Annotated in this window: 17 protein-coding genes and 1 pseudogene; 14 read left to right on the plus strand and 4 right to left on the minus strand. The window is 61.4% G+C overall.

The annotated features are described in order from the left end of the window. The first annotated feature begins 147 nt into the window (after window positions 1-147). The 3 genes from HEQ17_RS03630 to HEQ17_RS03640 all read left to right on the plus strand — a co-directional run bounded on the left by HEQ17_RS03630 (window position 148) and on the right by HEQ17_RS03640 (window position 1,622). Window positions 148-1,116 (plus strand): aromatic ring-hydroxylating dioxygenase subunit alpha, encoded by a 969-nt coding sequence (locus HEQ17_RS03630; RefSeq protein ID WP_296291336.1) that lies wholly within the window; start codon window positions 148-150, stop codon window positions 1,114-1,116. 109 nt (window positions 1,117-1,225) lie between these two features. Beyond that, complete coding sequence (locus tag HEQ17_RS03635) at window positions 1,226-1,441, plus strand: 2Fe-2S iron-sulfur cluster binding domain-containing protein (RefSeq protein WP_366938024.1); 216 nt, start codon at window positions 1,226-1,228, stop codon at window positions 1,439-1,441. Further along, a complete protein-coding gene (locus tag HEQ17_RS03640) occupies window positions 1,362-1,622 on the plus strand; it encodes a hypothetical protein (RefSeq protein WP_296291337.1) in 261 nt (86 codons plus the stop codon). Before HEQ17_RS03635 ends, HEQ17_RS03640 begins: the two co-directional genes overlap by 80 nt. Window positions 1,623-1,664: 42 nt before the next feature. On the opposite strand, the gene HEQ17_RS03645 is transcribed toward HEQ17_RS03640, so the two are convergent. Beyond that, window positions 1,665-2,576, minus strand: coding sequence for a LysR substrate-binding domain-containing protein (locus tag HEQ17_RS03645; RefSeq protein ID WP_296291338.1), 912 nt, complete (start codon window positions 2,574-2,576; stop codon window positions 1,665-1,667). Window positions 2,577-2,745: 169 nt separating this feature from the next. Between HEQ17_RS03645 and HEQ17_RS03650 the strand changes: the two genes are divergently transcribed. From HEQ17_RS03650 to HEQ17_RS03680, 7 genes are all read left to right on the plus strand, one after another. Continuing rightward, window positions 2,746-3,774, plus strand: coding sequence for an amidohydrolase family protein (locus HEQ17_RS03650; RefSeq protein ID WP_296293666.1), 1,029 nt, complete (start codon window positions 2,746-2,748; stop codon window positions 3,772-3,774). A gap of 143 nt (window positions 3,775-3,917) precedes the next feature. Next, window positions 3,918-4,601 carry a 4-carboxy-4-hydroxy-2-oxoadipate aldolase/oxaloacetate decarboxylase gene (gene ligK, locus HEQ17_RS03655; RefSeq protein WP_296291339.1) on the plus strand — a complete coding sequence of 228 codons (684 nt, stop codon included), beginning with the start codon at window positions 3,918-3,920 and terminating at the stop codon, window positions 4,599-4,601. Between the two features lie 126 nt (window positions 4,602-4,727). Further along, complete coding sequence (locus HEQ17_RS03660) at window positions 4,728-5,663, plus strand: amidohydrolase family protein (RefSeq protein WP_296293667.1); 936 nt, start codon at window positions 4,728-4,730, stop codon at window positions 5,661-5,663. Between the two features lie 111 nt (window positions 5,664-5,774). Next, window positions 5,775-6,212, plus strand: a complete 438-nt coding sequence (gene ligA, locus HEQ17_RS03665) for a protocatechuate 4,5-dioxygenase subunit alpha (protein ID WP_296291340.1) — start codon at window positions 5,775-5,777, stop codon at window positions 6,210-6,212. Between the two features lie 52 nt (window positions 6,213-6,264). Beyond that, a complete protein-coding gene (locus HEQ17_RS03670) occupies window positions 6,265-7,143 on the plus strand; it encodes a class III extradiol dioxygenase subunit beta (protein ID WP_296291341.1) in 879 nt (292 codons plus the stop codon). A 257-nt stretch (window positions 7,144-7,400) separates the two neighbouring features. Then, window positions 7,401-8,354 carry a Gfo/Idh/MocA family oxidoreductase gene (locus HEQ17_RS03675; RefSeq protein WP_296291342.1) on the plus strand — a complete coding sequence of 318 codons (954 nt, stop codon included), beginning with the start codon at window positions 7,401-7,403 and terminating at the stop codon, window positions 8,352-8,354. Beyond that, window positions 8,351-9,535 carry an MFS transporter gene (locus HEQ17_RS03680; RefSeq protein ID WP_296293668.1) on the plus strand — a complete coding sequence of 395 codons (1,185 nt, stop codon included), beginning with the start codon at window positions 8,351-8,353 and terminating at the stop codon, window positions 9,533-9,535. Before HEQ17_RS03675 ends, HEQ17_RS03680 begins: the two co-directional genes overlap by 4 nt. Here HEQ17_RS03680 and HEQ17_RS03685 read toward each other — a convergent pair. Continuing rightward, window positions 9,532-10,797: an MFS transporter gene (locus HEQ17_RS03685; protein WP_296291343.1), complete on the minus strand. Its 1,266-nt coding sequence runs from the start codon at window positions 10,795-10,797 to the stop codon at window positions 9,532-9,534. The genes HEQ17_RS03680 and HEQ17_RS03685 overlap by 4 nt on opposite strands. A 66-nt stretch (window positions 10,798-10,863) precedes the next feature. Between HEQ17_RS03685 and aroE the strand changes: the two are divergent. Beyond that, a pseudogene (aroE, locus tag HEQ17_RS03690) lies at window positions 10,864-11,695 on the plus strand (shikimate dehydrogenase). Between the two features lie 25 nt (window positions 11,696-11,720). Beyond that, window positions 11,721-12,113: a c-type cytochrome gene (locus tag HEQ17_RS03695; RefSeq protein WP_296291344.1), complete on the plus strand. Its 393-nt coding sequence runs from the start codon at window positions 11,721-11,723 to the stop codon at window positions 12,111-12,113. A 24-nt stretch (window positions 12,114-12,137) separates the two neighbouring features. Here the strand turns inward: HEQ17_RS03695 and HEQ17_RS03700 are convergent, their stop codons facing one another. Both HEQ17_RS03700 and HEQ17_RS03705 read right to left on the minus strand, forming a co-directional pair. Beyond that, entirely contained in the window at window positions 12,138-13,019 is an 882-nt protein-coding gene (locus tag HEQ17_RS03700; RefSeq protein WP_296293669.1) for an NAD(P)-dependent oxidoreductase, read from the minus strand. 44 nt (window positions 13,020-13,063) lie between these two features. After that, a complete protein-coding gene (locus HEQ17_RS03705) occupies window positions 13,064-13,714 on the minus strand; it encodes a phosphatase PAP2 family protein (protein ID WP_296291345.1) in 651 nt (216 codons plus the stop codon). Window positions 13,715-13,998: 284 nt separating this feature from the next. On the opposite strand from HEQ17_RS03705, the gene HEQ17_RS03710 reads away from it, so the two are divergent. Continuing rightward, a complete protein-coding gene (locus HEQ17_RS03710) occupies window positions 13,999-14,676 on the plus strand; it encodes a response regulator (RefSeq protein ID WP_296291346.1) in 678 nt (225 codons plus the stop codon). Then, the gene (locus HEQ17_RS03715) at window positions 14,676-16,196 is read left to right on the plus strand and encodes a histidine kinase dimerization/phospho-acceptor domain-containing protein (protein WP_296291347.1); all 1,521 of its coding nucleotides are present in this window, start codon (window positions 14,676-14,678) and stop codon (window positions 16,194-16,196) included. Before HEQ17_RS03710 ends, HEQ17_RS03715 begins: the two co-directional genes overlap by 1 nt. The last annotated feature ends 9 nt before the right edge of the window (window positions 16,197-16,205 follow it).

A 16,205-nucleotide genomic window follows, 5' to 3' on the forward strand; every position in this document is an offset into this window, starting at 1 on the left:
GCAGACCACCGCCCAGCCCAATGCCCCTGGCAGCCGGCACACAGGCCTTCATGGCGCATCAACGCTGGTGCAAGCGGATTCTGGCTGGGCAGTTGCCTGCTGGCTCGCGAGTTCGAGCACGCTTGCAACCGTCTCTTTGCATCGCCCTTGGGCTTTGTGGGAGAGCATCTGAACAAGCTGGATGGCCGAGTCGCCGCGGTGGAAGATTTTTGTCCCCACCGCGGCGCACCTTTGTCGTTGGGCAAGGTGTGCGAGGGCAAGCTGGTGTGCGGCTACCACGGCCTGGAGATGGGCTGCGAAGGCAAAACCATGCACATGCCCGGTCAGCGGGTTCGCGGTTTCCCGGCCATCAAGGCTTATGCCGTGACCCAGCGCTATGGCTTTGTCTGGGTCTGGCCGGGTGACCAGTCCAAGGCCGACGAGGCGAAGATGCCGGTGTTCGAGTTTTTTGACAACCCGGCATGGGCCTATGGCGGCGGGCTGTACCACGTCAAGGCCGATTACCGGCTGATGATCGACAACCTGATGGACCTCACGCACGAAACCTATGTGCACGCCAACAGCATCGGCCAGCCCGAAATTGACGAGACGCCTTGCGAAATCAAGGTGGGCGGCGACCAGGTCATCTTGCAGCGCCACATGCAAGGCATTCAAGCCCCGCCGTTTTGGCAAATGGCCATGAGCGCCAACGGACTGGACCCGCAGGCCAAGGTCGACCGCTGGCAGATTTGCCGCTTCACGCCACCCACCCACATCATGATCGACGTGGGCGTGGCCCTCGCTGGCAAAGGCGGCTTTGACGCCGCCCCCGAGCACAAGGCCTACAGCGTGGTGGTGGACTTCATCACGCCCGAGGCCGAAACCTCGCACTGGTACCACTGGGGCATGGCACGCCAGTTCAAGCCGGAAGATGCTGCGCTGACAGACAAGATCCGCGCAGGGCAGGGCAGCATTTTCAAAGAAGACATGGAGATGCTGCAATTGCAACAAGCCAACATCAGCCGGTGGCCTGCCCGCAAACTGCTGAAGCTCAACATCGATGCAGGCGGTGTGCAGTCGCGCCGCATCATCGACCGGTTGTTGGCCGAAGAAAACAACTCGGGAGTCGTCGCATGAGCACCACAGAACCGATTCAGACCGCGATTGCTGCCGATGGCACGTTTGAAGTGCAACTGCAAAAAGCGGCCTGAGCCTGCTAGTCAGCAAAGACCAGTCCATCCTGAAAGTGCTGCAAGACGCGGGTCACGACGTGCCGTTTTCTTGTTCAGAAGGCATTTGCGGCACTTGCTTGACCAAAGTGGTTGCAGGCACACCCGACCACTGGGACATGTACCTCACCCCCGAAGAACAGGCCAAGAGCGATGTCATCATTTGTGGGCAACCTGGTGTTGCACCCCTTGGCCATCTGGTTGGTCACGCTGTGGTGGGTGCCCATCGATGATCCCGCGCTGCGGGCGGCGGTCGTGCTCTCGGGCGCCATGCCCATGCTGGGTATCTACAGCATTCTCAGTCAGCGCCATGGGTATGGCGTGGTCAGCGCAGCGGCTCTGCTGGTGACCACGGTTCTGTCGTTCTTTGCCCTCAGTGCCCTGTTGTGGGGCTTGCAGCTACAGCCTGCGTGAGCGTTGTTGTGCCCTGATCTCGGCGCGTGATGAGGCAAGCCGTCAAGGCGGGCTGAGCCACTGTGCGGCCATCTCGGTCAGCAGGGCCAGCGTGGCTTGCTGGGTGAGGGTGCTGGGGCGTTGTGCGCTGATGGCGGTGGTCAGCTGGATGTGCAGGGCAGGCTGCTTGAGGGGGCGTACTGAAAACGCCGATGGCCGCACCGAACGCATGACGGCGTTGCGCGGCAAGATGGCGTAGCCTGCGCCGTCGGCCACCAGGTCCAGGATGGCGCTCACGCCGTCGATCTCCAGCGCAATGAGGGGGCGGCAGCCGATGGCGGCCATTTCAGACTCCACATGCATGCGGATCGCGTTGGGGCGGGTGGGGATCACCAAGGGCAGGGCGGCGACTTCTTGCAGGGGTATGGCGGGCGGGGGCGGGTCCTCTTGCAGGCCCGGCGGGCGCGGCTGCACCAGCAGCAGCTCTTCTTTCACAAGCGCCGTGTGCTGGATGCCAGCCACTTGACTGGGGTTGTAGAGCACGGCGATGTCCAGCCGGCCGTTTTGCAGGTTTTCCTGCATCGCGCTCGACAGGCCCTCGCTGATGGACAGCTGGGCATCGGGCATCTTGGCGCGAAAGGCCCGGGTGAGTGGCACTGTGAGCACCCGCGCCACGCTGGGCGGCAGGCCCAAAGCCACCCGTCCCGTCAGGCCCGTACGCACCCGGCCCAGTTCTTCGCGTGCCCGCTCCACCTGGTGCAAGATGCCCCGGCCGTGTTCCAGCAGCAGCAACCCGGCCTGAGTGGGGGTGGCGCCGCGCCCGTTGCGCACCAGCAGGTTTTGCCGAAGTTCGACTTCGAGCAAGCGCACCTGGCGGCTGAGCGCCGGTTGGGCGATGTTCAGGGCCTGGGCGGCCCGGGTGAAGCTGCCCAGTTCGGCCACGCGGACAAAGTATTCGAGCTGTTTGAGGTCCATGGGGGGAGAGGGCTTTCGGTTGGTTTGATTTTGTCATATCAGTGGTACTGTTATGCAATATTGTTCTAGCTGCTAGATGCACCGAGGGCTGTGGTGGCCAGGCGGGTGCCTGCACAATCAGCGCAAACCCTTTGCCCCATCAGGAGTGCCCATGCGACCAACGAAACCCTTGATCATCGACGTGCACGGCCACTACACCACCGCCCCCAAGGCGCTGGAAGAGTGGCGCAACCGCCAGATTGCCGGCATCAAGGACTCCAGCGTCAGCCCCAAAGTCTCCGAGCTGAAAATCAGCGACGACGAGTTGCGCGAAACGATCGAGACCAACCAGTTGGCCAAGATGAAAGAGCGCGGCTCGGACATCACCATCTTCAGCCCGCGAGCCAGCTTCATGGCCCACCACATTGGCGATTTCAACGTCTCGTCGACTTGGGCTGCGATCTGCAACGAGTTGTGCTTGCGCGTGGCGCAACTCTTCCCCGACCACTTTGTGCCTGCGGCCATGCTGCCCCAGTCGCCCGGTGTGGACCCGGCCACCTGCATCCCCGAGCTGGTCAAGTGTGTCGAGCAATACGGCAACGTCGGCATCAACCTGAACCCCGATCCCTCGGGCGGTCACTGGACTTCGCCGCCTTTGAGCGACAAAGCTTGGTACCCGATTTACGAAAAAATGGTCGAGTACGACATCCCCGCGATGATTCATGTGAGCACCAGCTGCAACAGCTGCTTTCACACCACCGGCGCGCATTACCTGAACGCCGACACCACCGCCTTCATGCAGTGCCTGACCAGCGACCTGTTCAAAGACTTCCCAACGCTGAAGTTCTTGATCCCGCACGGCGGCGGCGCGGTGCCTTACCACTGGGGCCGTTTCCGGGGTTTGGCGCAAGAGCTCAAAAAGCCTTTGCTGTCCGAGCACCTGCTGAACAACATCTTCTTTGACACCTGCGTGTACCACCAGCCCGGCATCGACCTGCTGACCAAAGTCATTCCGGTCAAGAACATCTTGTTTGCGTCCGAGATGATTGGCGCGGTGCGCGGCATCGACCCCGAGACCGGCCACTACTTTGACGACACCAAGCGCTACGTGCAAGCCACGGCCAACCTGAACGACGACGAGCGTTATATGGTGTTTGAGGGCAATGCGCGACGCGTGTTCAAGCGGCTGGACGACCAGCTGACGGCCAAAGGCTTGTGAAATTTTTGTAGGAGCCCACCCCGTGGGCGATGGTTTGATGGGCTGTTTGTGCCTTGCACAAACGGCAAGCGTTCACAAGCCATCGCCCACAGGGGTGGGCTCCTACGAAGTCCCCAACACGTTTGCATAGACAGGAGAAAACCATGTACGAACTCGGCGTTGTTTACCGCAACATCACCCGCGCGGACCGCGCAGCCACCGATGCCTTGGCCGTTTTAGGTTCGGCCACCGTTCACGAAGCCATGGGTCGGGTGGGCCTCATGAAGCCCTACATGCGCCCCGTCTATGCCGGTGCGCAAGTGTCTGGCACCGCAGTGACGGTGCTGCTGCACCCCGGTGACAACTGGATGATGCATGTGGTGGCCGAGCAGATTCAGCCCGGCGACATCGTGGTCGCGGCCATCACCGCCGAATGCACCGACGGCTACTTTGGTGACCTGCTGGCCACGTCCTTCATGGCGCGTGGCGCACGGGCCTTGATCATCGATGCGGGTGTGCGTGACGTGAAAGAGCTGACCCGGATGGGCTTTCCCGCTTGGAGCAAAGCCATCAGCAGCAAAGGCACCATCAAGGCGACCATCGGCTCGGTGAACATCCCCGTGGTGTGCGCCGGCATGATCGTTCATCCCGGAGACGCCATCGTGGCCGATGACGACGGCGTGGTCTGTGTGCCCCAAGCCTTGGTGGCCAAGACACTGGAAGCGGCGCAAGCCCGTGAAGCCAACGAAGGCGAAAAACGCGCCAAGCTCGATTCAGGCGTGTTGGGTTTGGACATGTACAAGATGCGCGAGCCGTTGGCGGCTGCAGGCCTCAAATACATCGATTGATTTTTTGAGTTTGTAGGAGCCCACCCCTGTGGGCGATGGTTGGTGGACCCTGATGCGTTTCATCGCCCACGGGGTGGGCTCCTACAAAAAAAGACACATTGAAAGGCATTCGAGATGAGCAAACCCATGGATAAACCCACGTCGGGTGACTTCACCAAAACCGCAGGCTGGATGGACTGGTACACCGGCCCGTCCAAGCCCCGATTCCAATTGCCCGCAGGCGCGGTGGATGCCCACTGCCATGTGTTCGGCCCCGGCGCTGAATTCCCCTACGCCCCCGAGCGCAAGTACACCCCCTGCGATGCGTCCAAGCACCAGTTGTATTCGCTGCGCGACCACTTGGGCTTTGCGCGCAATGTGGTGGTGCAAGCCACCTGCCACGGCGCAGACAACCGCGCCATGGTCGATGCGCTGGTCAACTCGGGTGGCAAAGCGCGTGGCGTGGCCACCGTCAAGCGCAGCGTGACCGACCAGGAAATCCAGGCCATGCACGACGCGGGTGTGCGCGGTGTGCGTTTCAACTTCGTCAAGCGTTTGGTGGACTTCACGCCAAAAGACGAGCTGATGGAAATCGCCAGCCGCATCCAGAAATGGGGCTGGCATGTGGTGATCTACTTTGAAGCGGTGGACCTCCCCGAGTTGTGGGACTTTTTCACCGCGCTGCCCACCACCGTGGTGGTGGACCACATGGGTCGCCCTGACGTTTCGCTGCCGGTGGATGGCCCGCAGTTTGCGTTGTTCCAGAAGTTCATGCGCGAGCACCAGAACGTGTGGAGCAAGGTGTCATGCCCCGAGCGTTTGTCGGTCACGGGCCCCAAGGCCTTGAACGGCGAACAGAACGCATACCAAGACGTGATCCCGTTTTCCCAGCGCATCGTGCAGGAGTTTCCCGATCGCGTGCTGTGGGGCACCGACTGGCCACACCCCAACCTGAAAGACCACATGCCCGACGATGGCCTGCTGGTGGAATTCATCCCGCACATCGCACCCACGGCAGAGCTGCAAAAGAAACTGCTGGTGGACAACCCGATGCGCCTTTATTGGCCTGAAGAGCAGGCATAGCCGTTTTGGTAGGAGCCCACCCCATGGGCGATGGCTTGTGGACCTCCAACGGTCTCATTGCCCACAGGGGTGGGCTCCTACAGCAATCACCATCGACCTGAAAGGTAGAACATGGCTTTAGACAAACCCTACAAAGACGTGCCCGGCACCATCATTTTTGACGCAGAGCAATCGCGCAAAGGCTATTGGCTCAACCAGTTTTGCATGTCGCTCATGAAGGCCGCGAACCGTGAAAAGTTCAAGGCTGATGAGCGGGCCTATCTGGACGAGTGGCAGATGACCGAAGAGCAAAAGCAGGCCGTGTTGGCGCGTGACCTCAATTGGTGCATGCGCACCGGCGGCAACATTTACTTCTTGGCCAAGATCGGCGCGACCGACGGCAAAAGCTTCCAGCAAATGGCAGGCTCCATGACCGGCATGACCGAAGAGGAATATCGAAACATGATGATCGCCGGCGGCCGCAGCGTGGAAGGCAACCGCTACATCGGCGAAAACGGCAGCGCCCAAGCCCAAAACCAGCCCCAAGGCGCAGCCGGGAAGAAAGTTTAATTGGGTTCATTAATTGGGGTCAGATCCCAATTCTTTTTTGAGAGAACAAGACATGGCACGCATCACCGCATCCGTTTACACCTCGCATGTGCCCGCCATCGGCGCGGCCATGGACTTGGGCAAAACGCAAGAAGACTACTGGAAGTCCGTGTTCGCGGGCTACGACTTCTCCAAACAATGGATGAAGGACAACAAACCGGACGTGATTTTTCTGGTGTTCAACGACCACGCCACGGCTTTCAGCTCCGACCTGATTCCCACCTTCGCCATCGGCACCGCAGCCGAATACCAACCCGCCGACGAAGGCTGGGGCCCACGCCCGGTGCCCGTGGTCAAAGGCCACCCCGAGCTGGCCAGCCACATCGCGCAGTCGGTCATTCAGCAAGACTTTGACCTGACCATCGTCAACAAGATGGACGTGGACCACGGCCTGACGGTGCCCCTGTCGCTGATGTGCGGTCCGCTCGACCCGGTCAAAGACGCCTGGCCTTGCCCGGTGATCCCGTTCGCGGTCAACGTGGTGCAGTACCCCGTGCCCAGCGGCCAGCGCTGCTTCAACCTGGGGCAAGCGATCCGCAAAGCGGTGGAGAGCTACGACGAAGACATCAACGTGCACATCTGGGGCACAGGCGGCATGAGCCACCAGCTGCAGGGCGCGCGTGCGGGCCTGATCAACCGAGAGTGGGACAACGCCTGGCTCGACCAATTGATCCAGGACCCGGCGGCCTGTGCGGCCACGCCACACATCAATTACGTGCGCGAAGCCGGCAGCGAAGGCATCGAGCTGGTCATGTGGCTGATCGCCCGTGGCGCGATGAACGACATCAAGGATGGCAAAGCCACAGGCCCCGCGCCTCAGCTGCGCCACCGCTTTTACCATGTGCCTGCCAGCAACACGGCGGTCGGGCATGTGATTTTGGAAAACAGCTGATGCGCTTGGTGGTCATCGCACCGCAATGCTCAGGCCAGGGGCCGGGCGTGCAGCGCATCGCCCACAGGGGTGGGCTCCTACAGAGACGGAGCCGCTCTTGGATGGATCGCCCACAGGGGTGGGCACCACCGAAGTCAGGGCCGCTTCCTGTAGGAGCCCACCCTGTGGGCGATGGCTCATGAACTGTTGACCCTTGCCCAAAGCTCAACTTCCAAATTTGTCACCTACAACCCATTTAATCTTTTGGAGAAACACACATGAGCAAAACCATCAAAGTCGCCCTCGCAGGCGCGGGTGCCTTCGGCATCAAACACCTGGACGGCATTAAAAACATCGACGGCGTGGAAGTCGTCTCGCTGATCGGCCGCGAGTTCGCCAAAACCCAAGAGGTGGCGGACAAATACGGCATTGGCCATGTCACCACCGACCTGAATGAATCGCTGGCTTTGAAAGAAGTCGATGCCGTGATTTTGTGCACACCCACGCAAATGCACGCCAGCCAGACCCTGGCTTGCCTGAAGGCGGGCAAGCATGTGCAGGTGGAGATTCCACTGTGCGATGTGTACAAGGAAGGCCAGGAAGTGCTGCGGGTCCAAAAGGAAATCGGCCTGGTGGCCATGGTGGGCCACACCCGCCGCTTTAACCCCAGTCACCAGTGGGTACACCACAAGATCAAGGCCGGTGAGTTCAACATCCAGCAGATGGATGTGCAGACCTATTTCTTCCGCCGCACCAACATGAATGCGCTGGGCCAGGCCCGCAGCTGGACCGACCACCTGCTGTGGCACCACGCGGCGCACACTGTGGATTTGTTCGCCTACCAGTGCGGCAGCCCCATCGTCAAAGCCCATGCGGTGCAAGGCCCGATCCACCCCACTTTGGGCATCGCCATGGACATGAGCATTCAGCTGCAGGCGGCCAATGGCGCGATCTGCACGCTCAGCTTGAGCTTCAACAACGACGGCCCGTTGGGCACTTACTTCCGTTACATCGGCGACACCGGCACTTATCTGGCGCGTTACGACGACCTGTTCACCGGCAAGGAAGAAAAGATCGACGTGTCGCAAGTGGCGGTGTCGATGAACGGCATCGAACTGCAAGACCGCGAGTTCTTCGCCGCGATCCGCGAAGGCCGTGAGCCCAACAGCTCGATTGCCCAGGTGCTGCCTTGCTACCAGGTCTTGCACGATCTGGAACAGCAACTGGCCTGAGCGTGTCCCTTTTGTCACCGGGCGAAGAACGCCTTTACCTGCGCTTGCTGGGTCTGGCTGGCTTTGCCAGCATGGCGTCGATGCGTATTTGTGACCCGATGCTGGTGGTGCTCGGTGAAGAGTTCCAGATCAGCACCGGAGAGGCCTCGGCTGTGGTCTCGGCTTATGCCGTGGTGTACGGCATTGCACAATTCTTTTACGGTCCTTTGGGGGACCGGTTGGGCAAGCTTCGGGTGATATCACTGGCCGTTCTGGCTTGCGCCGTGTTCAGTGCCATCACGGCTTTGTCGTTCAATTTTCAAATGCTGGTCATTGTGCGTGGCTGCATGGGGGCCGCAGCGGCAGGTATGATTCCCTTGGCCATGGCTTGGGTGGGTGACCAGGTGCCTTATGAACGCCGTCAGGAAACCCTGGCCAAAATCATGAGTGCCACCGTGTTGGGCATGATGAGTGGCCTGTGGTTTGGTGGTTTCACTGCCGACACACTCGGTTGGCGAGGCGCCTTTGTGGTGCTGTCGGGTCTTTTTGTCGTGGCGGCTGTTTTGTTGCTGCGCCAGTTGCGCGGTCAAGCTTTGGCCATGGCGACGGACGCCCCTAGCTTCTTGAGTTCGTTTCTCACCACGGCGCGCTTGTTGGCCATGCCCCGCGTGCGGTGGGTCTTGGCGGTCACCGCGATCGAAGGGGCTTTGGTGTTCGGCACCATGGCCTTCATGCCGACCCATTTGCATGAACACTATGGCTTGAGTGTGGCGGCTGCGGGCTCGGTGATGATGCTCTATGGGGTGGGTGGATTGCTTTACAGCCAGATGGCACGGCGTTGGTTGGCATGGTTGGGAGAGCGCGGCCTGGTCAAAACCGGAGCGGGCTTGGTGGCTTCAGGGCTTCTCTTGTTGGCTTGGGGTATCGCCTCCTGGACGGGCATGCTGGCTTGCCTGCTGGCGGGTTTGGGTTTTTACATGCTGCACAACACCTTGCAAGTGCAGGCCACCCAAATGGCCCCTGCAGCGCGGGGTACGGCCGTGACCTTGTTTGCCAGTTCACTGTTTTTTGGCCAATCCATGGGCGTTTTGCTGATGGCCCAAAGCGTGAACAGGGGTGGGCTGGCTTATGCTTTCAGTGCCGCAGCTGCGGGTGTGCTGGTGTTGGGGATGGTGGTGTTTCGTTTGGTAGGGCGACGCTAGGCTGCGCACGTGCCAGTTTTGGGCATCTTGACCAAGGGCCACAAAGCCCACAGGCCCAGCGCAGGGCCCGGGGCCAACAGCCACAGGGCCCAGCTGCCCCAAGTCTCCAGCGCCCAGCCCAGCAGCAAGATGCTGAGGACGGTGATCAAAAAGCCCACGCCGTTTTGCAGCACCAGCGCACTGCCCAGCCACTGGGGGGGTGCATGCTGCGAGGACATGGCCGAAAACTGGGGCGAATCGGCCACCACGCAGACGCCCCAAAACAGCAAAGCCCCTAGCTGCACCAGTGGCCAGCGCTCGGGAATCAAAGGGTAGAGCAGGCACATCAGGCCCGAGGCCGCCAAAGCGCTGGCCGCCACACGGGCGCTGCCCACCCGGCGGCTCCAGATGCCGCCCAGCACACAACCGAAAAAGCCGATGCCGATGACGGAAAAGCTGACCCAGGCGACTGTGCCAGCCAAGCCCTCGGGTGTGTCGGTCAAGGCGCGTGCAATCGGCAGGCTCAGCCAGGGCAACACGCTCCAAAAAGCGTAGAGCTCCCACATGTGGCCAAAGTAGCCCAGCGCCGAAGCCCGAAACCCCCGAACCGCCAAAATGGCGCGCAGCGCATGCGTGTTCAGCTTCAAGCCGGTGGGTACCGGCGCTGCCTGGCTGGACATGGCCTGCGCCCGGCTTGGCTCGCCCAAGCAGCCCACCACCACAGCCCCCAACACCGCCAGCCAGGATGAGGCCAGCAGCACCTCTTGCCACGGCCAGCTTTGCCCCCAGGCGCGCAAGGCGTGCGGCATGGCCGTGCCCAAAGTCAGCATCCCGACCAACCAACCCAAAGCCGCTGCTGGTTTGCTGCCCACGCGCTGCACGATCATCTTCATGCCCAGCGGGTAAACGCCCGCCATGCAAACGCCCACCACAAATCGCAAAGCCCAGATGGCGCCCATGTCCGCTGTGCCCCAGACCACCGCGGCATTGGCCAAGGCCCCCAGCAGGCTGGACACCACAAACACCCGAGTGGCGGCAAACCGATCGGCCACACCGCTGAGTGCAAAACCCAGCGTGCCCGCAATGAAGCCCAGTTGCGTGGCGGCCAGCAACCAGCCAAATCCGCTTGCACTGAGTTGCAGGTGGGCGATCAGGCTGTCGGACACCCCGCTGGGACTGAACCACAAGGTGGTGCCCAAGCACTGCGCCAACACAATCAAAGCCACTGGCCAGGATGTGGCAGGCGTGTTGTTTGGAAGGTGTGATGTGGGGGAGGTGGACATGCGCGCGATCATTCTGCCTCAGCCGGGGCGATAAGATGAGGGCCTGATTGGCCAGGACCTTCTCGCATGACAGACCGCTACGCCGTGATCGGCAACCCCATTGTGCAAAGCAAATCGCCCTTGATCCACAGCGCTTTTGCGCAGGTCACGGGGCAAGACATGGATTACAGCAAGTTGCTGGGTCTCTTTGGGCGGCTTTGCAGCCACAGTGGACGCGTTTCGGGCCTCGGGCGGGCGCGGCATGAATGTGACCGCGCCCTTCAAGCTGGACGCTTTTGCCTATGCCACCGACCTGGCGCCCAGCGCGCAGATGGCTGGTGCAGTGAATGCGATGAAGTTCGAAGGCGACCGGGTTTTTGCCGAGAACTTTGACGGCGTGGGTCTGGTGCGCGATGTGGTGCACAACCTGGGCTGTCCGCTGCAAGGGCGGCGGGTGCTGATTTTGGGTGCGGGTGGCGCCACACGCGGGGCTTTGCTGCCGCTCCTGGCCGAGCAACCTGCCGAACTCGTGATCGTCAACCGCACCGTGGCCAAGGCGCAAGCGCTGGCGGCACTGGCGCACCAGCACCAAAGCGGCCAGGTGCCGGTGACGGGTTTGGCTTATGAGTCGGTGCAAGGCATGTTCGATGTGGTGTTCAACGCCACCTCGTCCAGCCTCACGGCGGAGCTGCCGCCGCTGGCCGCCAGCGTGTTTGCCCCCGGTTGCCTGGCCTATGATTTGACGTACGGCAAAGGCCTCACACCGTTTTTAAAGCTGGCCCAGCAAGCCGGCGTGACCCACCTGGCCGATGGCGTGGGCATGCTGGCCGAACAAGCCGCCGAGGCCTTTGCCTGGTGGCGGGGCGTGCGCCCCGATACGGCAGGGGTCATTGCGCAGCTGACGGTGCCTCTGCGCTGATGCGTGTGAATGAAAGGTTGAATCCATGAATCCATTGGCAATTTGTTTGTTGGCTGGCATCACTTGGGCCACCGTGCCCGCCTGGGCCTCGGGCGAGGGCACTTACAAAGCCGTTTGTGCCAGTTGTCACGGGCAGGCTTTTCCCAAGGCGCCGCAATTGGGCAACAAAACACAATGGGCCCCGCTGATTCGTGAGGGCCAGGTCACCCTCACCGCACACGGCTATGTGGGGGTCAGAGGCATGCCTGCCAAAGGCGGTCAAGCCGACTTGACGCTGGAGGCCTTCGCCGAAGCCTTGAACCACATGGTCAACCAGTCTGGCGGAAACTGGAAAACCCCGGATGCCAAAACCTTGCAGGCCATGCAAGCCGAGGTGGCCAAGCGCCAAAAATCCAAAGCCTCCAAGGCAGGCGGCTAAAGCGCCGTCAACGCAGCTGACGCATCAGGCGCCTGGTCGCTGGGCCAGCAGCGTGACCAGCTCCGGCACCAACGCGTGCGGGTCGCCTTCTTCGCAAGCCGTCTGAAGCGTGTTTCGGATGGCCTCGGCCACCGTGCGCTCGGCCTGCGTGTCGCTGGCCATCTGGTGGTAGTAGTTCAGGTCTTTGAGCGCGTTGCTCATGGAAAACCGCAGGCCCGAGGTGTCGCCCGCCGTCAGCATGGGTTTCAAGCGATCCAGCGCCGCGCCCCAGCCGCCGCCTTTGGACAGCACTTCCACAAAGGTGTGGGCGTCCACCCCAGCCCGTTGCGCGCAGGCAGCGGCTTCGGCCAGCAAGGTGACGGTGCCCAGCGACACGTAGTTGTGCAACAGCTTCATGCGGTGGCCTGAGCCAATCGGGCCGGTGTGCACGATGTTTTCGGCAAAGCAAGCGAGGATGGGTTGGCAGCGTTCAAACAAAGCCGCGTCGCCACCCACCAGCAGGTTCAGCCGACCTTCGGCGGCTTCTTTGGGGGTACGCGTCATGGGCGAATCGAGAAACTGACCGCCTTGGGCGATGACCAAGGCCGAGACTTTTTCAGTCGATGCGGGCACGGCCGTGGAGCAGTCGATCACGATGGTGCCGGGCCGCAGCCCCTTCAAGACACCGTCCTCACCCAGCAGCACCGCTTCGACCTGTGGGGTGCCCGTCACGCACAGGATGATCACATCCGATTGCGCCGCCAAGGCCTGGGGGCTGGTGCAGGTGCGCGCGCCTGCGGCCAACAGCGCGTCCAGGGGCTGGTTGCCGGGGTGCTCCAGCACCGTGAGGCTTTGCCCGTGCTTGAGCAAATTGCTCGCGATGCCGTGGCCCATCATGCCGATGCCGATCATGCCAATGGTGGTCATGTTGTCTCCAGTTTTATCCATTCAAGGACTGTAGCCAAGCGGGCTCAAGCCGGGAGTCTCGGGTTTGACTGTTGGAGGCGTTGAAAAACTTGGTGATTGGCCCAAGCCGTTGCGGCGCAAATCAAGGCCGTCCAGGCGCTGTGGCTGGGGTAATGGGCACCGCGCAGGGTTTGTGCAGCCCCTAAAAAAAGTCCCGCCAAAACAATGGCCCCCAGCCAGACCCAGCCCTTGCGCTTTTCTTGGGCTTGCTGAGAGGCCAGCCAGGGCAAGGTCATGGCCAAAAAGGCCATCGCACTGGAGGCGTGCCCACCCGGAAAGCAATGGCCACTGCCGCCATCGCTGGTGCCCCATGACCAGTGCGAGATGTAGGTGGCTGCACCGCCAAAGGATTGCAGTTCCCACGGGCAACTGGTCAAGCTGATGCGTTTTAGGCTGGAGATCAGCAACAAACTCAGGGTGATACCGACAACGACCTCCAGCCTTTGCAGACGAGGGACCTGACGCCAAGGACCCCAAGGTGAGACCGCCATCCAGATCAAGGCGAGGTAAACCACCACAGCCAAGCGTTTGGCGCCTTCGTGCAAGACGGTGCTCAGCCACCAATGGTCGCGCAAGGCAAAGCCTTGTGCATCACCCAACCAAGCCATCACGTGCAGGTCTGCCCCGGAGGCATCCCAGCCTAAGGTGAGCCCCAAACAGACGACCCAGAGCCACAAACCCAAAGGCCTGGATCGATGGGGTGTCAGCGCTTCATACCCCTGTGCATGCAGAAGGGATGGAAAGTGGTCGAGGCCCTTTGGGGGCGATGGACTTGGCAGATGCATGGCGGTTTGGACGGTCCAAGAAGAGGCTTCACCCATTAAAAATCGATCGGATTAAGCCTGCCTTAAGTGGGACCTGTCAGCCTGCAGGCATGAACACAACTCCTGACACAATCAAAGCTCATCAACAGAATGTGCATTTCAAAGAAAGCCAAGCCATGCGGGTTTTGATCGTGGAAGACGATGTGGGTATCGCCACCGGCTTGGCCGCCAGCTTGAAAGCCAATGGCTACGCGGTGGATGTGACGCCCACGCTGGCTTTGGCCACGGCCGCTGTGCGTGTGGAACCTTTTGACCTGGTGCTGCTCGACTTGAACTTGCCAGACGGTGACGGATTGGCTTGGCTGAGGCAAGAACGCCGCGCTGGCAGTGCCATGCCTGTGCTGATCATGACGGCCCGCGATGCCTTGCCCGACCGTGTGGCTGGGTTGGACGAAGGCGCTGACGACTACGTGGTCAAGCCTTTTGAGCCCGAGGAGCTTTTGGCCCGCATGCGTGCGGCCCTGCGCCGCAGCGAAGGCCGCGCATCACCCTTGCTGCGCCATGGCGATTTGGTGTTGGACCCGGCCGCCCACAGCGTGCTGAAGAATGGTGAACCGGTCGCCCTGCGCGCCAAAGAATATGCCCTGCTGTTGGCGTTGCTGCGGGGCAGTGGGCAGGTGCTCTCTCGCCAAAGGCTGGAGCAAGCGCTCTATGGTTTTGACGAGGTGTTGGACAGCAACGCCTTGGAGGTGCACATGCACCACCTGCGCCGCAAGTTGGGCGATGGTTTGGTCAAAACAGTGCGCGGTGTGGGCTACTTTGTGCCCAATCCGGACACCCAAGGGGGGGCTTGATGGCGTATCCGACAGCTCAGCCAGGCCACGCCGGGACCGTGCAAGCCCGATCCCTGTGGCGTTATTTGTGGGCTTGGGCTTTGGGGGCGGTGGTGGCTCTGTGGTTGTTGCTGGCGGGTTTGTCTTATTCAACCGGTCACCTCGAAGCGGAAGAAATCAGCGACGGTCTGCTGGTCTCCACCGCCCAGATGTTGTTGGCGCAGCCTTGGCCTGATTCGGCGCTGGTGCCTGGTAGGTCGCCGTCGCTTCGTGTCCCTGAACCACAGACCACAGCGCTGCCAGCGGCCCTGCATGGACACACCGACAAAACTTACGTCCCAGACCTTCACGTCTTGATGTGGCAGGACGATCGCTTGGTGTGGGACTCGCACGGCATGCAGGCGCAATGGCCCTCGCCACTGGTTTTGGGGCACCAAACCTTGTACCTGACTGCGCAAGGGCAGATCCACGAATGGCGCGTGTATGTGGCTGAATCGAGGGCAGGCAGCGTGCCCCCCCCAAGTGCAAACGCCCAAGCCGACAGGCCAGCCGTACGGCGTGTGGCGGTGTTTTTAGACCCGGCGCGGCGCGAAGCACTGGCGGAAGATATCGCCGAACACATCTTGCTGCCAGCCTTGTTGTTTTTGCCCATGGTGGCCTTGATCTTGGCCTCGGCCATGCGCCGCGGCTTGCTGCCCCTGAAGCGTTTGTCCAGCAAGATTTCAGCCTTGGATGTCGACGCTGGCCAAACCCTGATGCCACAGCAGCCCTTCCAAGAGTTGGGCGTGACCGTGCAGGCCATCAACCACTTGGTGCAGCGCTTGCAAGAGGAAATTTCGCGGGAGCGGCGTTTCGCGGCCGATGTGGCGCACGAGTTGCGCACGCCTTTGACGGCTTTGGTGTTGCAGGCTCGCTTGGCCCGCGATGCAGCTTTGCCCTCCGAACAGGCTCAGGCACTTCAAGCGGTAGAGCAGGGCGCACTGCAGGCTGGGCGCATTTTGTCCCAGCTCTTGGATTTGGCGCGCGCGCACAGTTTGAGTGAGGAGCAGTCAGAGCCGGTCGATCTGTGCTCCTTGGCGCAAGCTGTGGTGGCCGAACACGTGGCCTTGGCCCATGCCTTGGGGCAAGACATCGCGCTGGAGGCGCCGGCGCATGCTGTGACGGTCAGCGGTCAATCCACTTTGCTGGCATTGGCCTTGCGCAATTTGGTGGACAACGCTTTGCGCCACAACCCTTCGGGCACCTATGTCGAAGTGCGCATTGCACAAGATGGGCAAGGGCAGGTGCGCCTGTCGGTCAGCGACGACGGCAGCGATGTGGCCAGCGAGGTGACCAGCGATGGGGCCATGGTCGGGCCGCAAGCCAGCGCCCGAACGACAGGCCATGCATCGCAAGCTGGCTTGGGGATTGGCCTGACCTTGGTTGAGCGCATTGCACAAAGCCAGGGCGCGCAGCTTTTGCGAGATGCGGGCACCGCACCCTTTGGCAAAAGATTTGCTTTGGTTTGGCCTGCTGTGACGAATCGAACAGACGGGACTTAATGTTGAGAT

The sequence above is a fragment of the Limnohabitans sp. genome, from assembly GCF_023910625.1.
In the GTDB taxonomy this organism is placed as follows: Bacteria; Pseudomonadota; Gammaproteobacteria; order Burkholderiales; family Burkholderiaceae_C; genus Limnohabitans_A.